This is a genomic window from Streptomyces sp. NPDC058671 (assembly GCF_042716475.1).
In the GTDB taxonomy this organism is placed as follows: domain Bacteria; phylum Actinomycetota; class Actinomycetes; order Streptomycetales; family Streptomycetaceae; genus Streptomyces.
Window position 1 is genome coordinate 131,049 of record NZ_JBHXSA010000010.1, and the last position, 19,413, is coordinate 150,461.

At 70.9% G+C, this 19,413-nt stretch carries 22 protein-coding genes; 5 read left to right on the forward strand and 17 right to left on the reverse strand.

Annotated elements, in window-relative coordinates:
* Nucleotides 1-24: 24 nt before the first annotated feature.
* Nucleotides 25-999, reverse strand: coding sequence for a LysR substrate-binding domain-containing protein (locus ACFWV2_RS15190; protein WP_384405429.1), 975 nt, complete (start codon nt 997-999; stop codon nt 25-27).
* A gap of 133 nt (nt 1,000-1,132) precedes the next feature.
* Here ACFWV2_RS15190 and ACFWV2_RS15195 point away from each other — a divergent pair, with 133 nt between their 5' ends.
* Together ACFWV2_RS15195 and ACFWV2_RS15200 are read left to right on the forward strand one after the other, a co-directional pair.
* Complete coding sequence (locus ACFWV2_RS15195) at nt 1,133-1,687, forward strand: peroxiredoxin (protein ID WP_360785772.1); 555 nt, start codon at nt 1,133-1,135, stop codon at nt 1,685-1,687.
* Nucleotides 1,688-1,693: 6 nt separating this feature from the next.
* Nucleotides 1,694-2,233 carry an alkyl hydroperoxide reductase gene (locus ACFWV2_RS15200; protein WP_384405431.1) on the forward strand — a complete coding sequence of 180 codons (540 nt, stop codon included), beginning with the start codon at nt 1,694-1,696 and terminating at the stop codon, nt 2,231-2,233.
* Between the two features lie 176 nt (nt 2,234-2,409).
* On the opposite strand, the gene ACFWV2_RS15205 is transcribed toward ACFWV2_RS15200, so the two are convergent.
* From ACFWV2_RS15205 to ACFWV2_RS15220, 4 genes are all read right to left on the reverse strand, one after another.
* Nucleotides 2,410-3,840: an AI-2E family transporter gene (locus tag ACFWV2_RS15205; RefSeq protein WP_384405433.1), complete on the reverse strand. Its 1,431-nt coding sequence runs from the start codon at nt 3,838-3,840 to the stop codon at nt 2,410-2,412.
* Between the two features lie 136 nt (nt 3,841-3,976).
* A complete protein-coding gene (locus tag ACFWV2_RS15210) occupies nt 3,977-4,690 on the reverse strand; it encodes a transglycosylase SLT domain-containing protein (RefSeq protein ID WP_360785767.1) in 714 nt (237 codons plus the stop codon).
* A 378-nt stretch (nt 4,691-5,068) separates the two neighbouring features.
* Nucleotides 5,069-6,394: a PhoH family protein gene (locus ACFWV2_RS15215; protein WP_360785765.1), complete on the reverse strand. Its 1,326-nt coding sequence runs from the start codon at nt 6,392-6,394 to the stop codon at nt 5,069-5,071.
* 307 nt (nt 6,395-6,701) lie between these two features.
* Nucleotides 6,702-7,463: an isoprenyl transferase gene (locus tag ACFWV2_RS15220; RefSeq protein WP_360785763.1), complete on the reverse strand. Its 762-nt coding sequence runs from the start codon at nt 7,461-7,463 to the stop codon at nt 6,702-6,704.
* A 127-nt stretch (nt 7,464-7,590) separates the two neighbouring features.
* Here ACFWV2_RS15220 and mgrA point away from each other — a divergent pair, with 127 nt between their 5' ends.
* Nucleotides 7,591-8,628, forward strand: coding sequence for an L-glyceraldehyde 3-phosphate reductase (gene mgrA / locus ACFWV2_RS15225; protein ID WP_384405434.1), 1,038 nt, complete (start codon nt 7,591-7,593; stop codon nt 8,626-8,628).
* A 277-nt stretch (nt 8,629-8,905) separates the two neighbouring features.
* On the opposite strand, the gene ACFWV2_RS15230 is transcribed toward mgrA, so the two are convergent.
* Nucleotides 8,906-9,643 carry a prepilin peptidase gene (locus ACFWV2_RS15230; RefSeq protein ID WP_384405436.1) on the reverse strand — a complete coding sequence of 246 codons (738 nt, stop codon included), beginning with the start codon at nt 9,641-9,643 and terminating at the stop codon, nt 8,906-8,908.
* Nucleotides 9,644-9,683: 40 nt separating this feature from the next.
* On the opposite strand from ACFWV2_RS15230, the gene ACFWV2_RS15235 reads away from it, so the two are divergent.
* A complete protein-coding gene (locus ACFWV2_RS15235) occupies nt 9,684-10,040 on the forward strand; it encodes a DUF192 domain-containing protein (protein ID WP_384405438.1) in 357 nt (118 codons plus the stop codon).
* A 193-nt stretch (nt 10,041-10,233) separates the two neighbouring features.
* Here ACFWV2_RS15235 and ACFWV2_RS15240 read toward each other — a convergent pair whose 3' ends face one another.
* Nucleotides 10,234-11,352 carry a glycosyltransferase family 39 protein gene (locus ACFWV2_RS15240; protein ID WP_384405439.1) on the reverse strand — a complete coding sequence of 373 codons (1,119 nt, stop codon included), beginning with the start codon at nt 11,350-11,352 and terminating at the stop codon, nt 10,234-10,236.
* Between the two features lie 30 nt (nt 11,353-11,382).
* Nucleotides 11,383-11,727, reverse strand: a complete 345-nt coding sequence (locus ACFWV2_RS15245; RefSeq protein ID WP_384405440.1) for a hypothetical protein — start codon at nt 11,725-11,727, stop codon at nt 11,383-11,385.
* Nucleotides 11,728-12,039: 312 nt separating this feature from the next.
* Here ACFWV2_RS15245 and ACFWV2_RS15250 point away from each other — a divergent pair, with 312 nt between their 5' ends.
* The gene (locus tag ACFWV2_RS15250) at nt 12,040-12,960 is read left to right on the forward strand and encodes a hypothetical protein (protein WP_384405441.1); all 921 of its coding nucleotides are present in this window, start codon (nt 12,040-12,042) and stop codon (nt 12,958-12,960) included.
* Here ACFWV2_RS15250 and ACFWV2_RS15255 read toward each other — a convergent pair.
* The 9 genes from ACFWV2_RS15255 to ACFWV2_RS15295 all read right to left on the reverse strand — a co-directional run bounded on the left by ACFWV2_RS15255 (nt 12,957) and on the right by ACFWV2_RS15295 (nt 19,410).
* Nucleotides 12,957-13,571, reverse strand: a complete 615-nt coding sequence (locus ACFWV2_RS15255; protein ID WP_384405443.1) for an OmpA family protein — start codon at nt 13,569-13,571, stop codon at nt 12,957-12,959. The genes ACFWV2_RS15250 and ACFWV2_RS15255 overlap by 4 nt on opposite strands.
* Nucleotides 13,572-13,580: 9 nt before the next feature.
* A complete protein-coding gene (locus ACFWV2_RS15260; RefSeq protein WP_384405444.1) occupies nt 13,581-14,126 on the reverse strand; it encodes a hypothetical protein in 546 nt (181 codons plus the stop codon).
* Nucleotides 14,127-14,191: 65 nt separating this feature from the next.
* The gene (locus ACFWV2_RS15265) at nt 14,192-14,821 is read right to left on the reverse strand and encodes a pilus assembly protein TadG-related protein (RefSeq protein WP_384405445.1); all 630 of its coding nucleotides are present in this window, start codon (nt 14,819-14,821) and stop codon (nt 14,192-14,194) included.
* Nucleotides 14,822-14,832: 11 nt separating this feature from the next.
* Nucleotides 14,833-15,045: a Flp family type IVb pilin gene (locus ACFWV2_RS15270; RefSeq protein WP_384405446.1), complete on the reverse strand. Its 213-nt coding sequence runs from the start codon at nt 15,043-15,045 to the stop codon at nt 14,833-14,835.
* 227 nt (nt 15,046-15,272) lie between these two features.
* Entirely contained in the window at nt 15,273-16,160 is an 888-nt protein-coding gene (locus ACFWV2_RS15275; protein WP_384405448.1) for a DUF5936 domain-containing protein, read from the reverse strand.
* An 11-nt stretch (nt 16,161-16,171) separates the two neighbouring features.
* Nucleotides 16,172-17,113: a type II secretion system F family protein gene (locus ACFWV2_RS15280; protein ID WP_384405449.1), complete on the reverse strand. Its 942-nt coding sequence runs from the start codon at nt 17,111-17,113 to the stop codon at nt 16,172-16,174.
* 193 nt (nt 17,114-17,306) lie between these two features.
* A complete protein-coding gene (locus ACFWV2_RS15285; RefSeq protein WP_384405450.1) occupies nt 17,307-18,653 on the reverse strand; it encodes a CpaF family protein in 1,347 nt (448 codons plus the stop codon).
* A complete protein-coding gene (locus tag ACFWV2_RS15290) occupies nt 18,650-19,039 on the reverse strand; it encodes a TadE/TadG family type IV pilus assembly protein (protein ID WP_384405452.1) in 390 nt (129 codons plus the stop codon). The genes ACFWV2_RS15285 and ACFWV2_RS15290 overlap by 4 nt, the downstream gene beginning before the upstream one ends.
* Complete coding sequence (locus tag ACFWV2_RS15295; protein WP_384405453.1) at nt 19,036-19,410, reverse strand: TadE/TadG family type IV pilus assembly protein; 375 nt, start codon at nt 19,408-19,410, stop codon at nt 19,036-19,038. The genes ACFWV2_RS15290 and ACFWV2_RS15295 overlap by 4 nt, the downstream gene beginning before the upstream one ends.
* Nucleotides 19,411-19,413 lie beyond the last annotated feature (3 nt).

Genomic DNA, 19,413 nt, shown 5'->3' on the forward strand with positions numbered 1-19,413 from the left:
GCACCCGGCGCCCGGCGCCCGGGATCAGGTTCGTGCGCCGAGGATCCGTACCGGCAGGCCCTGCATCGCGCCGCGCAGGGCCTCGGCCAGCTCCTCGAACTCGGCGTGCCGGGCCGCGCCCGCCCGCATGGCGAGGGCGACCCGCCGGGAGGGGGCCGGTTCGGCGAAGAGCCCGGTCCACAGGGCGTTGTCACGGGCGGTCTCGACCGTGACGGCGGTGCGCGGCAGCAGGGTCACCCCGAGACCGCCGGCCACCAGCTGGACGAGCGTGGTGAGTCCGGCGGCGGTGGTCGTGACCTCGGCGCCGCCCGTGCGCCCGGCCTCCCGGCAGATGTCGAGGGCCTGGTCGCGCAGGCAGTGCCCCTCGTCGAGGAGCAGCAGCCGCAGCTCCTTCAGGGCCTCGCGCGGGATGTCGTCCCGTCCGGCCAGCGGATGCCCCTCCGGGGTGACCAGGACGAAGTCCTCGTCGAAGAGGGGGAGTTCGGTGACGCCGGGCACGCCGAGCGGCACGGCGAGCAGCAGGAGGTCGAGCCGTCCGGCCGCGAGCCCTTCCAGGAGCGAGGAGGTCTGCTCCTCGTGGACCTGGAGGTCGAGGTCCGGATAGCGGCGGTGCACCAGGCGCAGGACGGTCGGCAGCAGGTACGGGGCGACCGTCGGGATCACGCCGAGCCGCAGCACTCCGGTGAACGGCGCCTGGGCCGCCTCCGCCTCCTCCATCAGCTCGGCGACCGCGTCGAGGACCGCCCGGGTGCGGACCGCGAGCCGCTCGCCGGCGGGCGAGAGCAGCACCTTTCTCGTCGTACGCTCAAGGAGCTGGACACCGAGTGCCTCTTCGAGAGCCGAAACCGCGCCCGAGAGCGCGGGCTGGCTCATGCCGATGGCTGCTGCCGCATCGCGGAAGTGCAGGTGCTCGGCGACCGCGGCGAACGCTCTGAGCTGCGAGAGGCTCGGCTGTTTGCCTCGGAACGGGCCGTGTGGGGAGCTGTACGGGGATGCCACTGATAACCACCTTCGATCAACACGACCCACTCTAGCTATTTCACTGATCAATGCACTCCGTGCCATGCTGTGATCTCGTCCAACCCCCACGGAAGACCCCAAAAGGGACCCTTCCTGTTTGCAAGGAGAGCGCGTGCTCACTGTCGGTGACAAGTTCCCCGCCTACGACCTGACCGCCTGCGTGTCGCTGGAGAGCGGCAAGGAGTTCGAGCAGATCGACCACAAGTCCTACGAGGGCAAGTGGCGCGTGGTGTTCTTCTGGCCGAAGGACTTCACCTTCGTCTGCCCCACCGAGATCGCCGCCTTCGGCAAGCTCAACGACGAGTTCGCGGACCGCGACGCCCAGATCCTCGGCGTCTCCGGCGACTCGGAGTTCGTGCACCACGCCTGGCGCAAGGACCACGCGGACCTGCGTGACCTGCCCTTCCCGATGCTGGCCGACTCGAAGCACGAGCTGATGCGCGACTGCGGCGTCGAGGGCGCGGACGGCTTCGCCCAGCGTGCCGTCTTCATCGTGGACCCGAACAACGAGATCCAGTTCACCATGGTGACCGCCGGCTCCGTCGGCCGTAACCCCAAGGAGGTCCTGCGGGTGCTCGACGCCCTGCAGACCGACGAGCTGTGCCCGTGCAACTGGAACAAGGGCGAGGGCACCCTCGACGCCGCCTCCCTCCTGTCGGGCGAGTGATCTGACATGGCCCTCGACGAACTGAAGTCCGCCATACCGGACTTCGCCAAGGACCTGAAGCTGAACCTCGGTTCGGTCATCGGCAACAGCGAGCTGCCGCAGCAGCAGCTCTGGGGCACCGTCCTCGCCTGCGCGATCGCCTCGCGCTCGCCGAAGGTCCTCAAGGAGCTGGAGCCCGAGGCCCGGGTGAACCTGAAGCCCGAGGCGTACCAGGCCGCCAAGTCCGCCGCCGCGATCATGGCGATGAACAACGTCTTCTACCGGACCCGGCACCTGCTGTCGGACCCCGAGTACGGGACGCTGCGCGCCGGTCTGCGGATGAACGTCATCGGCAACCCGGGCGTCGACAAGGTCGACTTCGAGCTGTGGTCGCTGGCGGTCTCCGCGATCAACGGCTGCGGTCAGTGCCTGGACTCGCACGAGCAGGTCCTGCGGCAGGCGGGTGTCGAGCGCACCACCATCCAGGAGGCCGTGAAGATCGCCGCGGTGATCCAGGCGGTCGGCGTCACCCTCGACGCGGAAGCGGTCCTCGCCGAGCAGGCGTGACCCTCGTACGAGAAGGGCCCCGGGGCACACCGCCCCGGGGCCCTTCCGTCACTCCGGGCCCCGGGGCGACCGCCTTGGACCGGGGCGGCGGGTCCGGGGTGGGCGGGGTGGCGGGGTCTCCGCGAGGACCGCGGAGCCGTCGGACCCGACCCCGCCGACCAGCTGGGGTTCCGAGATCACGCGCCGCCCCCGGGGCCGGCCGCGGACCCCGGCGCGGGCGTCGGCGCCACCTCGAACGCGGTCGCCCCGCGCGGCTCCTGCGCGCTGCGGAGCGCCTGTTCCGTGCTGTACGCGCGGAGGTAGCCGACCGCCGTGTTGGCGACGGCGACCAGCGGGACCGCGACGACGGCGCCGCCGATGCCGGCGGTCAGACCGCCGGCCGCGACCGCGAGGACGACGGCGAGCGGGTGGACCCGTACCGCGCGTCCGAGGATGAACGGCTGGAGCACGTGGCCCTCGATCTGCTGCACGGCGAGGACGACGACGAGCACCATGAGGGAGGTGAAGAGACCGTTGGTGACGAGGGCGACGACGACGGCGAGGGCGCCGGAGATCACCGCGCCGACCAGGGGGATGAAGGCGAACAGGAAGATGAAGACGGCGAGCGGCACGGCCATCGGCACGTCGAGGAAGTAGAGACCGAGGCCGATGAAGACGGCGTCGATGAGGGCGACGATCACCGTGCCCCGCACATAGGCGGTGAGGGTGCGCCAGGCGCGCGGGCCCGCGCCGGCGACGCCCGGCCTGGCCTGGGCGGGGACGAGCTTCAGCGTCCACTCCCACACCTTCTTCCCGTCGTAGAGCAGGAAGAGCGTCGAGAACATGGCGAGCAGGATGCCGGTCATCGTCTCGACGACGACGGTGACGCCCTGGAGGCCGACCTGGGTGATCTGTTCGGCGTTGGAGCCGACGGAGTCGCTGAGGTTCTGCGCGATGCCGTTGATCTGCTGCTCGGTCACGTGGAAGGGGCTGTTGAGGAGCGCGAGTTTGAGCTCCTCGATGCCGTTCTTGACCTGGTCGGACAGGTTGTCGATGTTGTCCATGACCTGCCAGACCACGAACCAGCCGACCAGGCCCATCACGACGAAGCCGGAGACGGCGGTGACGGCGGTGGCGAGGCCGCGGGGCAGGCCCCTGCGGCGCAGCATGGACACGGTGGGCTGGAGCAGCGCGGTGACGAGGAGGGCGGCGACGAAGGCGAGGACGACCAGCTGGACGGAGCTGATCACCTTCATCAGCACCCAGAGCGTGCCCGCGAAGACGAGGAGGCGCCAACTCGCCTCCGCCGCGACGCGCATGCCCCAGGGGATCGCGGCGACGGGGTCGGGGTTGGCCGCGACGGCCGGCGCGTACGAGGGGGGCGCGGGGACGGTGTCCGGCTCGGCGGTCGCGCCGGCGTCCGTCTCCGCGGTGTCCGGTTCCCCGTCGGGGCGTGCGGGCGCCGCCGTTCTCCCGTGGGTACGGTCGGCGGGGCGCTGCCGCGGTCCCTCGTACGGCGGGTGGAGCTGGTCCTCGCGGTCGGCTTCGGCTCTGCGCTCGTCGAGGCGTTCGCCCATGCGGCTCAGGCCCTCGCCCAGTCGGCCCAGCCACTGTGGCACTCTCGGCATGTCTTCCCTCTTCCCCCCGCTGGTCTTCCCATTCGCTCCCCCACGAGCCCATGGGCATCGGAACCTGTCGAACCTACACGCAAGGAGCCCCTCACCGTGTGACGGTGAGGGGCTCCCGGAGGTCGAGCACGCCGTACTAGTACCAGCGGTTGGCCTGCCAGAACGACCAGGCGCCGCAGGGGCTGCCGTATCGGCCGTCCATGTAGCTGAGGCCCCACTTGATCTGGGTGGCGGGGTTGCTCTGCCAGTCGGAGCCGGCCGACTGCATCTTGTAGCCCGGCAGGGCCTGCATGAGGCCGTAGGCGCCCGAAGACGGGTTGGTCGCCCGGTAGTTCCAGCCGGACTCGTGGTCCACGATGTTGCTGAAGCACTGGAACTGCGAGGCCGGGATCATCTGGCGGGCCATCGCCTTGACCTCGGAGATGGAGTAGGAGCCCTGGGCGGAGAACGACGAGGCGTCGCGCACCGAGGCGCGGCTGGCGCGTTCGGCCTCCGCCTCCTTGCGCTCCTTCTCGGCCTTCTCCTCGGCGGCGGCCTTGTCGGCCGCCTCCTTCTTCGCCTCGGCGTCCTTGGCGGCGCGGAGACGAGCCGCTTCCTCCGCGGACTTCTTCGCGGCCGAGTCGGCAGCGGCGGCCTGGACGTCGGCCTGCTCCGAGAGGGACGAGACCTGTACCTGGGCCTGTTCGCCCACGGGGATGTCCGCGAGCAGCGTGGTGTCGGCCGCGGTGGCCTCGAAGTTGTCGTCCGAGGGCTGAGCGGCGTTACCCGACGCAACGCCCATGACGGCGCCGACGGTGGTGACCGCAGTGGCCGAAGCCACCGCGAATCCCCGGACCGAGATCCGGCTCACACGGTTTCCTTCCAGCATCGCCCGCATCCGTGACCACACGGGCGAAATCGTGCCCCTGGCGCTGGTCTCCGACGTACGGGGTCACAGGAGACACGGGCCCGTGGTGCTGTGGGCGGCATACGGCGGACGGCTGTTGAGTTGTGCGGGGGTTGTGCGCCCAGAGGGTGCACGGGTGCCGTATGCGGGGCCTGACGGAAGCAAGACTTTGCCGGACGGCGACACCGCAAGGCAATTCCGTGTTGCGTGGGAAAGCTCACACCCCGGTGGGGGCAGGTGTTTTGGACGATGGGCGAGACAGCGCGGCGCCGCCCGGCTAAGCTCCTGCGCTCTGCCGGGCGGCGCCAACTTCCGTATATGCACGGAAGGGTACGAAATGGGTCAGATCTGACCGTCCTCCAGCATCTCCGTCACCAGCGCCGCGATCTGCGAGCGCTCCGAGCGGGTGAGGGTGACATGGGCGAAGAGCGGATGCCCCTTCAGTTTCTCGATCACGGCGACGACTCCGTCGTACCGGCCGACCCGCAGGTTGTCCCGCTGGGCGACGTCATGGGTCAGAACGACCCGCGAATTCGCCCCGATACGGGACAGAACGGTCAACAGGACGTTCCTCTCCAGGGACTGGGCCTCGTCCACGATGACGAACGCGTCGTGGAGCGAACGCCCCCGGATGTGGGTCAGCGGCAGGACCTCCAGCATCCCGCGACCGAGCACCTCCTCGATCACCTCGCGGCTCGCGACCGACGACAGCGTGTCGAAGACCGCCTGGGCCCACGGGCTCATCTTCTCGGACTCGCTGCCCGGCAGGTATCCCAGCTCCTGGCCGCCGACCGCGTACAGCGGACGGAAGACCATCACCTTCTGGTGCTGACGGCGCTCCAGGACCGCCTCCAGGCCCGCGCAGAGCGCGAGCGCGGACTTGCCGGTGCCGGCCCTGCCGCCCATCGAGATGATGCCGACGTCCGGGTCGAGCAGCAGATCGAGCGCGATCCGCTGTTCGGCGCTGCGGCCGCGGAGCCCGAAGGCCTCCCGGTCGCCGCGGACCAGCCGTACGTTCCCCTCGGCGGTGATCCGGCCGAGCGCCTTGCCCCGCTCGGACTGGAGCACCAGACCCGTGTGGACCGGAAGCTCGGCGGCCTCCGGCACGTACAGCGACTCCTGGTCGTACAGGAGGTCCACCTGCTCCCCGGAGAGCGCCAGGTCGGACATCCCGGTCCAGCCGTTGGCGTCCGTGATGGCCAGCTCGGCGCGGTACTCCTCCGCGAGGAGCCCGACCGAGGAGGCCTTGATGCGCAGCGGCAGGTCCTTGGAGACGACCGTGACGTCGTACCCCTCGGCCTGCAGGTTCCGCGCGACCGCGAGGATCCGTGAGTCGTTGTCCCCCAACCTGTAGCCGGCGGGCAGTACGCCGGGGTCGGAATGGTTGAGTTCGACACGCAGGCTGCCGCCCAGGTCCCCGATGGGGAGCGGGGCGTCCAGACGCCCGTACCGGACCCGGAAGTCGTCCAGGAGGCGCAGGGCCTGCCGGGCGAAGTACCCGAGCTCGGGATGGTGCCGCTTGGCCTCCAGCTCCGTCACCACGACGATCGGGAGCACCACCTCGTGCTCCTCGAAGCGCGACACGGCGTTGGGGTCGGCCAGCAGGACGCTGGTGTCGAGAACATAGGTGCGCCGGTCGGAAAGGCGGCGCTTCGTGCTGGTCACCACGGAAGGACAGACCCCCTCGGAAGACCCCTGTGAGGTCGGGGTGCGACGGAACCGGTGTCGCTGCGGAATGGGACCGGGTTCAGGCCACCATGCGCGGGCCGAACCACGGCCCGCCGCTTCTCCCGTACGTGTCCCGCACGGTCGTCCTGGTGCAAGGGGCCTCCCGGGTGGCGGTCTCCGTGCCGCTCACTTCACCAGGGATATGCCCTCGATCAGGCCTCGCCATGCCACGGCATATGACGACGTGTTCATGAACACGAGGTGATCGGTGACGACCGGGTCCGGGGCGCTCCGAGGGCGCCCGGCCTCAGGTCCCGTAACGCCGGTGCCGGGCGGCGTAGTCACGCAGCGCCCGCAGGAAGTCGACCTTGCGGAAGGCCGGCCAGTGCACCTCGCAGAAGTAGTACTCCGAATGGGCGCTCTGCCACAGCATGAAGCCGGAGAGACGCTGCTCGCCGCTGGTGCGGATCACCAGGTCCGGATCGGGCTGGCCCCGCGTGTACAGGTGCTCCGAGATGTGCTCGACGTCCACGATCTCGGCGAGCTCCTCGAAGCTCGTCCCCCGCTCCGCGTGCTCCAGGAGCAGCGAACGGACCGCGTCCGCGATCTCCTGCCGGCCGCCGTAGCCCACCGCCACGTTCACGAGTATCCCCGTGTTGCCGTGGGTGGACTGCTCGGCCTCCTTCAGGACGGACTGCGTCCGGGAGGGCAGCAGGTCCATCGTGCCGACGTGGTTGACCCGCCAGCGGCCGTCGGCGGCCAGCGCCCGCACGGCGTTCTCGATGATGCCGAGCAGCGGCACGAGCTGCTCCTCGGGCCGGTTCAGGTTGTCCGTGGAGAGCATCCAAAGCGTGACGACCTCGACGTCGGTCTCGGCGCACCAGCCGAGCAGCTCCTGGATCTTGTCCGCGCCGGCCTTGTGCCCCTGCTCGGGGGTCCCGCCGGACGCCTTGGCCCAGCGGCGGTTCCCGTCGAGGATGACCCCGATGTGCTTGGGGACCTGATCATGGTCGAGGCGGCCTTCCACCCGGCGTGCGTAGAGCCCGTACACCAGGTCGCGCAGGTTCACCGTTCTTTACCCCTCCGTGCAGCGGCGGTCCGCCCTGCAACGGCGGTCCGCAAGCCGCCACAGTACTGCGCACGGGCGACGGGCTCCCAGTCCGGGACTGTCACAAGTCCGTGATAAGCAGAGATACGTGACTGATTCCCCCCTGTACCGCGCCTCCGCGGACCGCTATGACGCCATGGAGTACCGCCGTTCGGGCCGCAGTGGCCTCAAGCTGCCGGCCGTCTCGCTCGGCCTCTGGCACAACTTCGGCGACGACCGCGCGCTCGACACCCAGCGGGCGATCCTGCGCCGCGCCTTCGACCTCGGCGTCACCCACTTCGACCTGGCGAACAACTACGGGCCGCCGCCCGGCTCCGCCGAGCTGAACTTCGGCAAGCTCTTCGCCCAGGACTTCGCGCCGTACCGGGACGAGCTGATCATCTCCACGAAGGCCGGCTACGAGATGCACCCCGGCCCGTACGGCGAGTGGGGCTCCCGCAAGTACCTGCTGTCCTCGCTCGACGCCTCCCTGAAGCGGATGGGCCTGGAGTACGTCGACATCTTCTACTCGCACCGCTTCGACCCGCACACCCCCCTGGAGGAGACGATGGGGGCCCTCGCCTCCGCCGTCCACCGGGGCAAGGCGCTGTACGTCGGTGTCTCCTCATACACCAGCGAGCAGACCGCCGAGGCCGCGCGGATCCTGCGGGAGATGGGCGTCCCCGCGCTCATCCACCAGCCCTCGTACTCCATGATCAACCGCTGGACCGAGGAGGACGGCCTCCTCGACACCCTGGAGGAGGCCGGCATGGGCTGCATCTCCTTCGTGCCGCTGGCGCAGGGGCTGCTCACCAACAAGTACCTGAAGGGCATCCCGGAGGGCTCGCGGGCCACCCAGGGCAAGTCCCTCGACCCGAACCTGCTCTCCGACGAGGTGCTGCGGCGCCTGCACGGGCTCGCGGACATCGCGGCGCGGCGCGGGCAGTCCCTGGCGCAGCTGGCGCTCTCGTGGGTCCTGCGCGACGAGCGGATGACCTCGGCACTGATCGGCGCGTCGAGCGTCGCCCAGCTGGAGGAGAACGTGGCCGCGCTCGCGGGTGCGCCGCTGTCCGACGAGGAGCTGGTGGAGATCGACTCGTTCGCCGTGGACACCCGGGGGACGAACATCTGGGCCGGTCGGGGCTGACTCACCCGACGGGGCGGAGAAAGAAAAAACGGGCCGGTCCGTGGGGGGGATACGGACCGGCCCGAGGGGGGGTTTCCACCATAACCCTTCGATAGTCGTGTTGCGCGCCACGTACGCCGTACGAACCTCGCGGAATTCGTCGGATCCCAGTCGCCACAAGGGCTGTGGGGCCTCGTGGCGGGTTTGCGCCCCGGCGTGGCGGCGGACTTCCGTCCCTCCCACGAGGGACCGGCGGGACCGGGCCGCGTTGACGCGGGGAGACCCCGGGCCGGTGCTCTCAGGGAACGGCGGTGAAGGCCCCGAGGAGCAGGCCCAGGAGACCTCCCGCGAGCATGAAGGGCCCGAAGGGGATCGCCGATGAGCGGCCGGCCCGCCGCAGCAGGACGAGCCCGAGGCCGTACACCGCGCCGAGCAGGAAGCCCGCGAAGGCGCCGGCGAAGAGGACACCCCAGCCGTACCAGCCGAGCGCGGCGCCCAGCGGCAGCGCCAGCTTGACGTCCCCGAAGCCGAGACCGCTCGGGTTGATCAGGAAGAGCACCAGATAGGCACCGCCCAGGACGAGCGCGCCGAGCAGGGCGTGGAGCCAGGAACCCGCGTCGTACGGGAGGAGCTCGGCGGCACCCAGGAGCAGCGGGACGGCGGCGGCGAGCGGCAGGGTCACCCCGTCCGGAAGCCGGTGCACGCGCGCGTCGACACTGGCGAGGAGCACGGCGAAGGGCGCGCCGAGGAGCCAGACCAGCAGCTCGGGCCGGGGCCCGCCGGTCGCCGCGGCGAGCGCGGCGCAGGCCACGGCGGTGAGCAGCGGCGCGGTGAGCGGGGCGGCGGTCGTCGCGCAGTCCCGCCGGCCGGGCCCGCCGAGCCAGCCGCGCGCGGGCCCCACGAGCACGTGCCCGGCGGGACAGCGGTCCCGCCACGGCTCGTCGGACGCCACGGCGAGCCGGTACGCGGCCCGCGGCACGAGCAGGCCGACGACGGCGCCCCAGAGGGCGGCGAGGGCGATCAGCGTGACGTACACGGGAAGACCCTAGGGTCGCGGGGCGGCTACGGTCTGGCGCATGGGGAAATGGCGGGACGGGCGGGGCACGCTGACGGCGTCGGGTGCGGTGGTGCCGCTGGAGGTCGCGGCCTCGTACCGGGCGCGGCGGCGGGGGCTGCTCGGGCGGGACGGGATCGCGGGGGCGCTGCTCATCGTCAGGACGAACAGCGTGCACACCTTCGGCATGCGGTTCCCGATCGACGTGGCCTACCTCGACCGCTCGTTCAGGGTCCTGTCCGTGGTCACGATGCGGCCGGGCCGCCTCGGCATGGTCCGACCGCGCGGCCGACACGTCTTGGAGGCGGAGGCGGGGGCGATGGCGGGGTGGGGGCTCGGTCCGGGGGTACGCGTGGGGGTGGACGCGGGGGTGCCGTAGACGGGCGTACGGGGGGCGTGGGTCCGGGGCGTTCGGGGTCCGGGGCGGTTCGGGCGTTCGGGGGTCCGTGGGGTCCGGTGGACGGGCGTACGCGGGGGCGTGGGGTCCGGGAGTCCCGTAGACGGGCGTACGCGGGGGCGTGGTCGTCAGGGCTTCGTAGAGCGTCGGGTACGCGTGCGCGTGCGGGTGGACGTCACGGAGGGCCCGAGCCGAGGAGGGTGAGGGCGCCGTACGCGGCGGAGGCCAGCGCGAGGCCGGCGACGACGGGCACGACGCTACGGGTCCGGGCTCGCGCCAGGGCCACGGCGGGCGGGAGCAGCAGCCCGAAGGCGGGCATCATCAGACGCGGCCGGGAGCCGAAGTACGCGGCGCCGACGAGCGAGACGAACACGACCCCGACCGTGTAGACGAGCAGCGGCAGCGGCTGCCGCTGCCGTACGCACAGCGCGACGAGCCCGCCGAGCAGCGCGAGCGCCGCGGACAGCCCGAGGGCCGCGGGCCACGGCAGGCCGATGATGAACCGGGCGAGGGCGACACCGCCGTCGACGGAGTTGCCCCAGTCGGCCTGGACGTCGAAGTAGGCGGTGGGGCGGCCCTCACGGACACCGACGTACCCGACGTAGCCGAGCCAGCCGAGCGGGGCGATCAGGACCCCGATCACCGTCCGCGGGGGCAGCCGCCGATCCCGCACGAGCGTGACGAGCGCCGTGATCCCGAGGGCGGCGATCAGGGCGACGGCTGTCGGCCGGGTGAGCCCGGCGGCCGCGCACAGGACGCCGGCCAGGATCCAGCGACCGCGCAGGACCGCGTACAGGGACCAGGCGGCGAGGGCGGTGAACAGCGTCTCCGTGTACGCCATCGACTGGACGAACGCGGTCGGGTACACGCCCCAGAGGACGGCGAGCACGACGCCGGCACGGGTCCCGAAGGCGTGTGCGCCGCACCGGTACACGCCCCAGGCGGCGAGAACCCCGGCGGTCCAGGAGACCAGCAGCCCGGCGGTGTCCGCGTCCACGGGGAGGACGGCGGAGAGGCCGCGCTCCAGGGCCGGGAGGAGCGGGAAGAAGGCGAGGTCGGAGTGGACGTCACCGTTCGGCAGCGTGGTCTCGTACCCGTAACCGTGCTCGGCGATCCGCACGTACCAGACGGAGTCCCAGCGCCCCTTGAGCCGGTGGAGCCCGTCCTCGCCGGTCGCGGCGGCCGCGACGGCGAGGACGAGGAGGCCGATGAGACGGGTGGCGAGGTACCCGCCGACGGCGAGAACCATGGGGTGGGTGGGACGTATGGGGCTACCGGGACGGGACTCGGACATGCGTCCGATTATCCCGAGGCGGAAAAAGGGTCAGCCGAGGGGCCTTATGCGGCCGAACCTCGCGGCCATGACGGGGCCGAGCTGGTGGACGATGGCGTGGCCGGGTTCCTGCGGGGAGGGCAGGTCGTTGAGGAACGACGTCACGATGACCTCGTCGACCCCGAGAACACCTCGACAGCTCTGCTCCTCCAGGAACGCGAGGGTGCGACGCCAGTCGGCGGCGCCCGGGGCCTCGCCGAGGAAGGAACGGACGGTGCTCTGCACGACGTCCCAGAAGAACACATGGGGCAGCACACCGCCCTGATGGAGGACGTGGTTGTCGTACACGTCCCGGAACTCGGGGATCCGGCTGACGAGATCACTGACCAACTGCACCCCCGGTGTCCGGCCCGGTGCCTGGCCCGATGTCTGACCGGATGTCTGGGTCGACGCCTGGCCCGACGCTTGGTTCGACGCCTGGCTCGATTTCTGGCTCTGACCCGGTGTCGGGCTCGGCGTCTGCCCCAGTGTCTGGCTCGGCGTCGCGCGAGCAGCCTGGCTCGGCGTGTCGCTCGGAGTCGTCGTCATCCGTCCAGAATGCTCCGCGCCGCCGCACCTGTCCCTACCTTTGCGCGTTCCTGACGACGACTTTCGGGAGGTTTTCCACAGGGGGTGCGAAGTGTCCCTCTTCCGTGGATCGTTGGGCGTATGCACGAGTTGGCGGTCCTCGCCAGGGGCGGGGTCCTCCTGACGGTCTGGGCGGTCGCGGCGGGCTGCCCACCGGGACGCCTGGCCGGCCGCCTGCGCCGCGACGGCCGGCAATGGATCTGCCGGGGCGCGTGGGCGGCGCCGGGGAAAGAGGTGGACTGGAGGGTGCGGGCGACGGCGCTCCAGCTCCTGCGCCCGGAGCTGGTGTGCAGCCACGGCACGACGGCCGGACTGCACCGGATCGAGCGGCTCGGAGCGACGGAGGGGACCGACGAGCTGGAGTGCACCGCCCTCCGGCCGGCCTCCTCGTCCCGCGGCGACCGGATACGGGTGCACGCCACGATCCACCTGACCGACCGTGACCGCACGACCCGGCGCGGCCTGCGGACGACGACCCCGACGAGGACGGTCGGGGACCTCATACGGGGCTGCGGCAGCCGCGAGGAGGCGGTCGTGACGGCGGACTCGGCGCTCGCGCGGCGGATGGTCGGAGGAGTACGGCGGGAAGCGCGCGTCCGTTACGAGGAACTCGCGGCGCCCCGGCGGGGGGCGGCCCGCGCCCGCGCGTGGCTGCGACTGGCGGAGGCGGCGTCGGGCTCCCCGGCGGAGACGGTCGCGAGACTGCGGATACGGGACGCCGGACTCCTCCCCGAGTGCCAGCCGTCGGTACGCACGGCGTGCGGGCGGCTGCTGCTCCGCCCCGACTTCCTCCTCCGGGCGGAGGGCCTGGCGGTCGAGGTCGAGGGCTACGCCTTCCACGGCACCCGCCGGGCCCACGAACGGGACGTCGCCCGCTACAACGCGCTCCAGTCCTGTCCCGAGGTGCGCCGGGTGCTTCGGTTCACGGCGGGGGAGGTCTTCCACCGCCCGGACCGCATGACGGCCACGATCCGGACGGCGCTCGCGTGGCTTTCCGGTTAGGGCGCGGAGGAGGTACGGGGGAAGGAGATCTCGACGCGTCGGTTCTTCTTCCGGCCCTCCTCGGAGCCGTTGTCGGCGATCGGGTAGTCCTCGCTGTACCCGCGGATGTCGAAGGCCGTCCCCGGCTGGAGACTCCGCGCGAGCACCTGCTGCACGGCGACGGCCCGCTGCTTCGACAGCTTGAGCCCGTGCTCGTACGTCCCGAGGTTGTCGGTGAACCCGAACACCCGGACGCTTCCGGACCCCAGCTTGTCGATCTCCGCGGCGATGGCGGCGATCCGGGCGTGGGCGGCGGGCCCGAGCTTCGCGCTGTTCTTCGGGAACAGCACCTCGGCCTGCAGCGCGAACGTCACGTCCACGTTGGTGTCCTGCCGCCGCTGCTGCCCGCCCTCCTCCTCGACGATCTGCTTGATGTCGAGCACCTTGGCGGCCGCGAGGGTGGCACCGTCGGGAAGCATGAGGCCGGGGGCGGTGGGGTCGATGACGGGCGGGGGCGAGGCGCTGGCGGCGGACCCGGGGGGATCGTCGGCGTGAGCGGTGGGCATGGTGAGGGGCCCCAACGCGAGGGAGACGATGGCGAGTGCGGCGAGGCGGCGGTAGGTCGTCGTCATGGCGTCGCCTCAGGAGAGTTTGAGGGTGGCGGGTTCGAAGGTGGGGAGCTGGAAGGAGACCTCGGTGGTGGAGGTGGGGGGGGCGGGGAATTGCATGAAGACGGGGATTGACCGGTCGGCGCCAAGATTGGAGAGCCCTGAAGTGGTCAGCGGACGCCCGTCAGTGTCCCTCAGCACGTAGTACCGTCTCTTTCCCAGGGAGTCGACCAAGGTGGCCCCGCCCAGGGAGTTCCCGTGCTTCACGACCTCTGTCTCGTCGCCGCTCAGGCGAGAGGGAATGATGGTCGCGGTAGCGGCCGTGTTTTTCAACTGACCTTTGATCGTGAGAAACCCGCCCGCGTCTCGCTCTATCGAGTTAACGGACATCTCAAGCCCCTTCTGGCCCTTGAGGACAGCCACCACTTCGGTAGGCTCCTCTATGGACGGCTGCCCTTGACTCGCTTGGGTCTTCTGAGGCGAAGTAGTGGCCGCAGTCGGCTTGTCTGCCCGCGGCTTCTCCTCTGCTCCGCAGCCAGCCACGAAGAGTGTCACCGACGCAGCGGCGACGACGGCCACCGCGCCTCGGCCATTCCATGCGTATCGCACGCTCATGTACCGCTCTTCTCTTTGCTCGTCGCAGGTCATTCAGACAGTCGGACAGTGAACAGCTCGGCGGCAGTGGGAAGTCTGGGATCCGCTGGATCGATCTCCCACGGCTTACCGTCGCAGAAGAGCCCGAGAATCGGACCGGGATCCTCCTCTTGGGGCTCACCCGACGGCGGTGGGGACGGGGGTGAGGTCGACGGCTCCACCGTGGGCTCTGGCTCCTGCTCCTCGAACGTGCAGCGCGGCTCGATCACCGCCTCGGCGGACGCTTTGGCTGGATCCGCTTCTCCACCCGCCGTGAGCACTGTCACCCTAAATCCGTTGCCCTCCGAGGACAGGCGCTCACAAGGGGGGTCTGCCAGCCTAGCCCTGTTACGCGAGGCAAACTCCGCTGCGTTTCTACACGCAGAGGAACTGTCGACGTATGCCTCACCCTCAATGAACCCGCCCCACTGGTCTGGGTCGAGAATGACTTCAAGCCAACCGTCGCGCAGTTGCTCCCTGGCGTCGAGTGCCGCCGCCAGGACCGCCGCATCGGCAGCGGTCTGAGCGCTATTTCGCGTAGAAGCAGCCTGCCCCACAGCGAAGTACGCAAAGCCGAGAAACAACAAGCCAGCCACGACTGCGATGTAAACGGGAAATGCCTGCCCCGCGTCGCCCTGCACACGCCGCGTGGCTACTCGCCGCCGGTAAGCTCGGTGATCTTCTGGGCAATAGCATCCTTGATCGACTGGCCGATATCCGTCCCCGTAATCGCCACCACAATCGCGACCACCACCACAATGATCCCCAGATACTCCACCGCCGTCTGCCCGCTGTCCCTCTGCCTCCGGGCGGGGGTCAGTACGATCTTGGCCTTGGTCAGGGCCTTCAGCATCGCGTCGTTCATCGTGGTCCCCTCCGCGTTCGGACGTCGGCGCTTGGGTCATCGGGTGGGCCTGGTGCCCTGCCGGGAGGCTATGGCCTCGGTGGGTGCGTGGGGAGCGGTTCGGCCGCTGTCGCGGCTCGTCGTGCTCGTGTGCGTCACTCCTCCACCTCCCTCACACTCAGTCCGCACTGTGGCACATCCTGTTGCGCGCGCGAAGGCCTTTCCCCCGAATTTGTCATCCCGCACGCTCACTCGCCGGTCACCGACCCGAAGTCCGTGCCCGTGCCCAGGAACAGGCCCGCGCCGAGCAGGATCATCGTCGCCGGGACCATCAGCGTCGTGATCACCATCGTGGCCTTCGGGACGGCCTTCGCGGCCTTGCGGCGGGCGTTCTGGGCGTCGGTGCGGCGCATGTCGTTGGCGATCTGGATCAGCGTGTCGACGATGGGCGCGCCGAGTTCCTCGCCCTGCTGGAGGGCGGTGACGAACTGGGCGACCTGTTCGGAGTCGTTGCGGCGGCGCAGTTCGTCGAAGGCCTGGCGGCGGCTGACGCCCATGTCCATCTGGCGCAGGGTGATGCGGAGTTCGTCGGACCAGGGGCCCTCGTACTTCTCGGCGACGCGTTCGAGGGCCTGGCGGAAGCCGAGGCCGGCCGAGACGACGACGGCGAGGACGTCCAGGAAGTCCGGCAGCGTGCGTTCGATCTGGTCCTTGCGGATGCGGACCGCCGACCAGATGCCGACCTCCGTCCAGAACGCGCCGAAGGCGAACAGCAGCAGCGCGACCAGGAACGACCCCTTCGACAGCATCAGCAGGCCGCCGAGGACGCCGAGGAAGCCGTAGACCGCCCGCCTCGCCCCGTACCGGTCGATGGTGAGGCCGCCGGGGTTTCCCGCGAGGTCGATGCGGCGGCGGACGGCGTTGACCCGTTTGGGACCCATCAGCCGGAGTACCGCCGGGGACCAGCGCATGCCGAGTCGGTCGACCGCCGAGTCGACGGCGCCGGTGCGGGTGGCGCCGACCTCCAGGGCGAGTCTGAGGTCGTCCGGGAGCCGGGCGTCGGCGCGGTAGAGGCGCAGGCCGTAGCTGACGCCGGCGACGGCGAGGCCGGCGAGGAGGGCGAGGAGGAGTTCCACGGCGGCGGTCCCTACACGTCGATCTTGGAGAAGCGGCGGATGGCGACGAAGCCGACCACGTACAGGGCGAAGGCGGCGACGACGGCGAACTGTCCGACGCCCGAGCTGGTCATCCGGTCGAGGGCGCCGGGCTGCATGTTGTCGATGAGCAGGAGCGAGCCGACGCCGATGACGGGCACGGAGTACGCGGTCATGCTCACCTGGGAGAGCTGGGTGCGGACCTCGCGCCGGGTCTCCTTGCGTTCCTCCAGGGTCTCGGTGAGGTTCCGCAGGGAGGAGACGACGGTTCCGCCGGCCCGGTTGGCGAGGACGAGGGTGGTGACGAGGACGACGAGTTCGCGGGAGGGCAGGCGTTCGGCGAGTTCGCCGAGTGCGTCGTCGAGGGAGGTGCCGACGGCCAGTTGCTGGGCCACCTTCTCCAGTTCGACTCCGGCGGGGGCCTCCAGCTCGTCGGCGGCCAGGCTGAGGGCCATCCGGAGGGCGAGCCCGGCCTGAGTGGCGTTGGCCAGGATGCGGGACAGTTCGGGGAGTTGGTTGATGAACTTCTCGATGCGTTTCTGGCGCTGCCAGCTGAGGAAGCCCATCGCCACCCATACGCCGAGAAGTCCGCAGATCGGTCCGAAGAACGGGGACAGCGCGGCCTGGCCGACGACCCACAGGACGGCCACGGTCGCGGCGAGGCCGACGGTGAACTCGCCGGGGGTGACGTCGAGACCGGTGGCCGCGATCCGCAGTTCCAGTCGGCGACCGAGGGCGGTCCGCCGGACGCGCCGGTCGACGGCCCGGAAGCGGCGCCTGCGGCGGCCGGTGGTGTCGGGGGTCCCGGAGTCGTCGAGGCGGGCGACCAGCTCCGCGTGCCGGCGGGCGCCGTTCGCGTACACCTGAACGCCGATGATGCCGAGGACGCAGGCGAGCAGTGTCACGCCCGTGGTCAACCAGAAGGGATCGGTCATCGCTCCGTCTCCCGGGTGGCGAGCTGGCCGCCGGTCATCGTCATGCCGCCTCGGACGGCAAGGGGGCCGCCGGTCGTCGCCACTCCGCCTCGGACGGCAAGGGGCCCGCCGGTCATCGTCACTCCGCCTCGGGTGGCCACGGGGCCACCGGTCGTCGTCACTCCGCCTCGGGTGGCCACGGGACCGCCGGTCATCATTCCGCCTCCCGGGTGGCCAGGTGGGCGTCGGTCGGCGCCACACCGAAGGCCTGGGGGATGGGCTGACCGGCCAGGTAGAGGCGTTCGGCGACCCGTCGTGGCAGGGGGTGGTACGTGAACTGCCCGTACACCCTTCCGTCGGCGGCGAGGGGCTGGGCGTGGAAGCGGCACACCGTGGCGAGCAGGAAGCGTTCGCGCCCGTGGGAGGCGAGGACGGCGATCTCGGTGATCCGGCGGGTGCCGTCGGGGTGCCGGGTGAGCTGGACGAGGACGTCGACAGCGCTGTTGATCTGGTCGCGCAGCGCCTCGAACGGCACCTTCACCTCGGACATCGAGGCGAGGGTCTGGAGGCGCATGAGGGCGTCCTCGGCGGAGTTGGCGTGGACGGTGGCGAGGGAGCCGTCGTGGCCGGTGGACATCGCCTGGAGCATGTCGAGGGTCTCGCCGCCGCGTACCTCTCCGACGATGATCCGGTCGGGGCGCATGCGGAGGGAGTTGCGGACGAGGTCGCGGATGGAGATGGCTCCGCGGCCCTCGATGTTCGGCGGGCGGGCCTCCAGGCGGATCACGTGGGACTGCTGGAGCTGGAGTTCCGCCGAGTCCTCGATGGTGATGATCCGCTCGCCGTCCGGGACGAGACCGGAGAGGGCGTTGAGGAGGGTCGTCTTCCCGGTGCCGGTGGCGCCGGAGACGATCAGGTTGAACTTCGCCTGGACGAGCCCCGACAGCAGGAGCAGCATCTGCTCGTCGAGGGATCCGAGGCCGAGCATCTCGTGGAGCGTGTACGCGCGGGGGAAGCGGCGGATGGTGAGGGTGGCGCCGGTGAGGGAGAGCGGCGGGATGATGACGTTGACGCGCTCGCCGGAGGGGAGCCGGGCGTCGACCATGGGGTTCGACTCGTCGACGCGCCGGTTGACCGTGGACACGATCCGCTCGATGGTCTGCATCAGCTGGTCGTGGGAGGCGAAGCGGAGCGGCAGCAGTTCGACGCGGCCGTTGCGCTCGATGAAGATCTGGTCGGGGCCGTTGACCATGATCTCGGTGATGGAGGCGTCTTCGAGGAGCGGTTCGAGTACGCCGAGCCCGAGGGCCTCGTCGACGACACGGCGGATCAGCTGGGCGCGTTCGGCGGTGGAGAGGACCGGGCCCTCGCGGCTGATGATGTGCCCGAGGACGCGCTCCAGACGGGCCCGGCGCTCGGCCGCCGCCAGCGCGGACATCTCGGTGAGGTCGATCTCCTCCAGGAGCTTGGCGCGGAAGGAGGCGACGAGGTGGCCGTCCTCCCGGGCGGCCGCGGCGCCGCCGTGCTCCTCGGGGGCGTTGATGCGGGAACGCAGGCTCACGGCCCCTCCTCATGGTCCGGTGGCATCGGCATGGTGGCGGTCTTCGTCACGGGGTCGAAGTCCCACAAGGGGACGACCGAGGGGACGCGTACGGTGACGGTGGCGACGGCCGCGCCCCCCTCCCGGGCGACGACGACGTCGGTGGCCCACTCGGCGGCGGCGAAGCCGGCCGACCGGGCGTCGGGCGCGTTCCCGCCCTCGTCCTCGTCCATGCTCGCGGCCCTCGCCGCCGCGCGGGCCGCGGAGCCCGCCTGCTGGGCGGCGTACGCGGCGACGCCGAGCTGCAGACCCGCGAGGCCGACGAGGAGCAGGATCGGGAGGAACCCGAGGTACTCGATGGCGGCCTGGCCCCGGTCGCGCGGCCTCGTGCCCGGTTGTCCAGTCATGGTGTCGGGACCTCCGAGATCGCGCCCGCCCTGCCCTTGACGTCGAAGAGGCCGCCCACGCCGGGGACGAGGACGGGGACCCGGATCGTCACCACCGCGGTCACCACGCCGCCGCCCTCGGAGCAGACCGGTTCGGCGCCGCTCCTCCATGGCCCGTCCAGGTGCCGCATCGCGGCCTCGCCGCAGTCGTCGCCGACCGCCGCGGCCCGCGCCGCCTCGTCCGCCGCGTTCCCCGCCAGGGTGTACGTGTAGCCGACCAGGACGACCTGCCAGAGCAGGACGAGGGTGAGCAGGATGATGGGCACCATGCCGAGGAACTCGACGGCCACCTGCCCCCGGTCGTCCGTGCGCGCGTCCCGGTAGCCACGCATCCC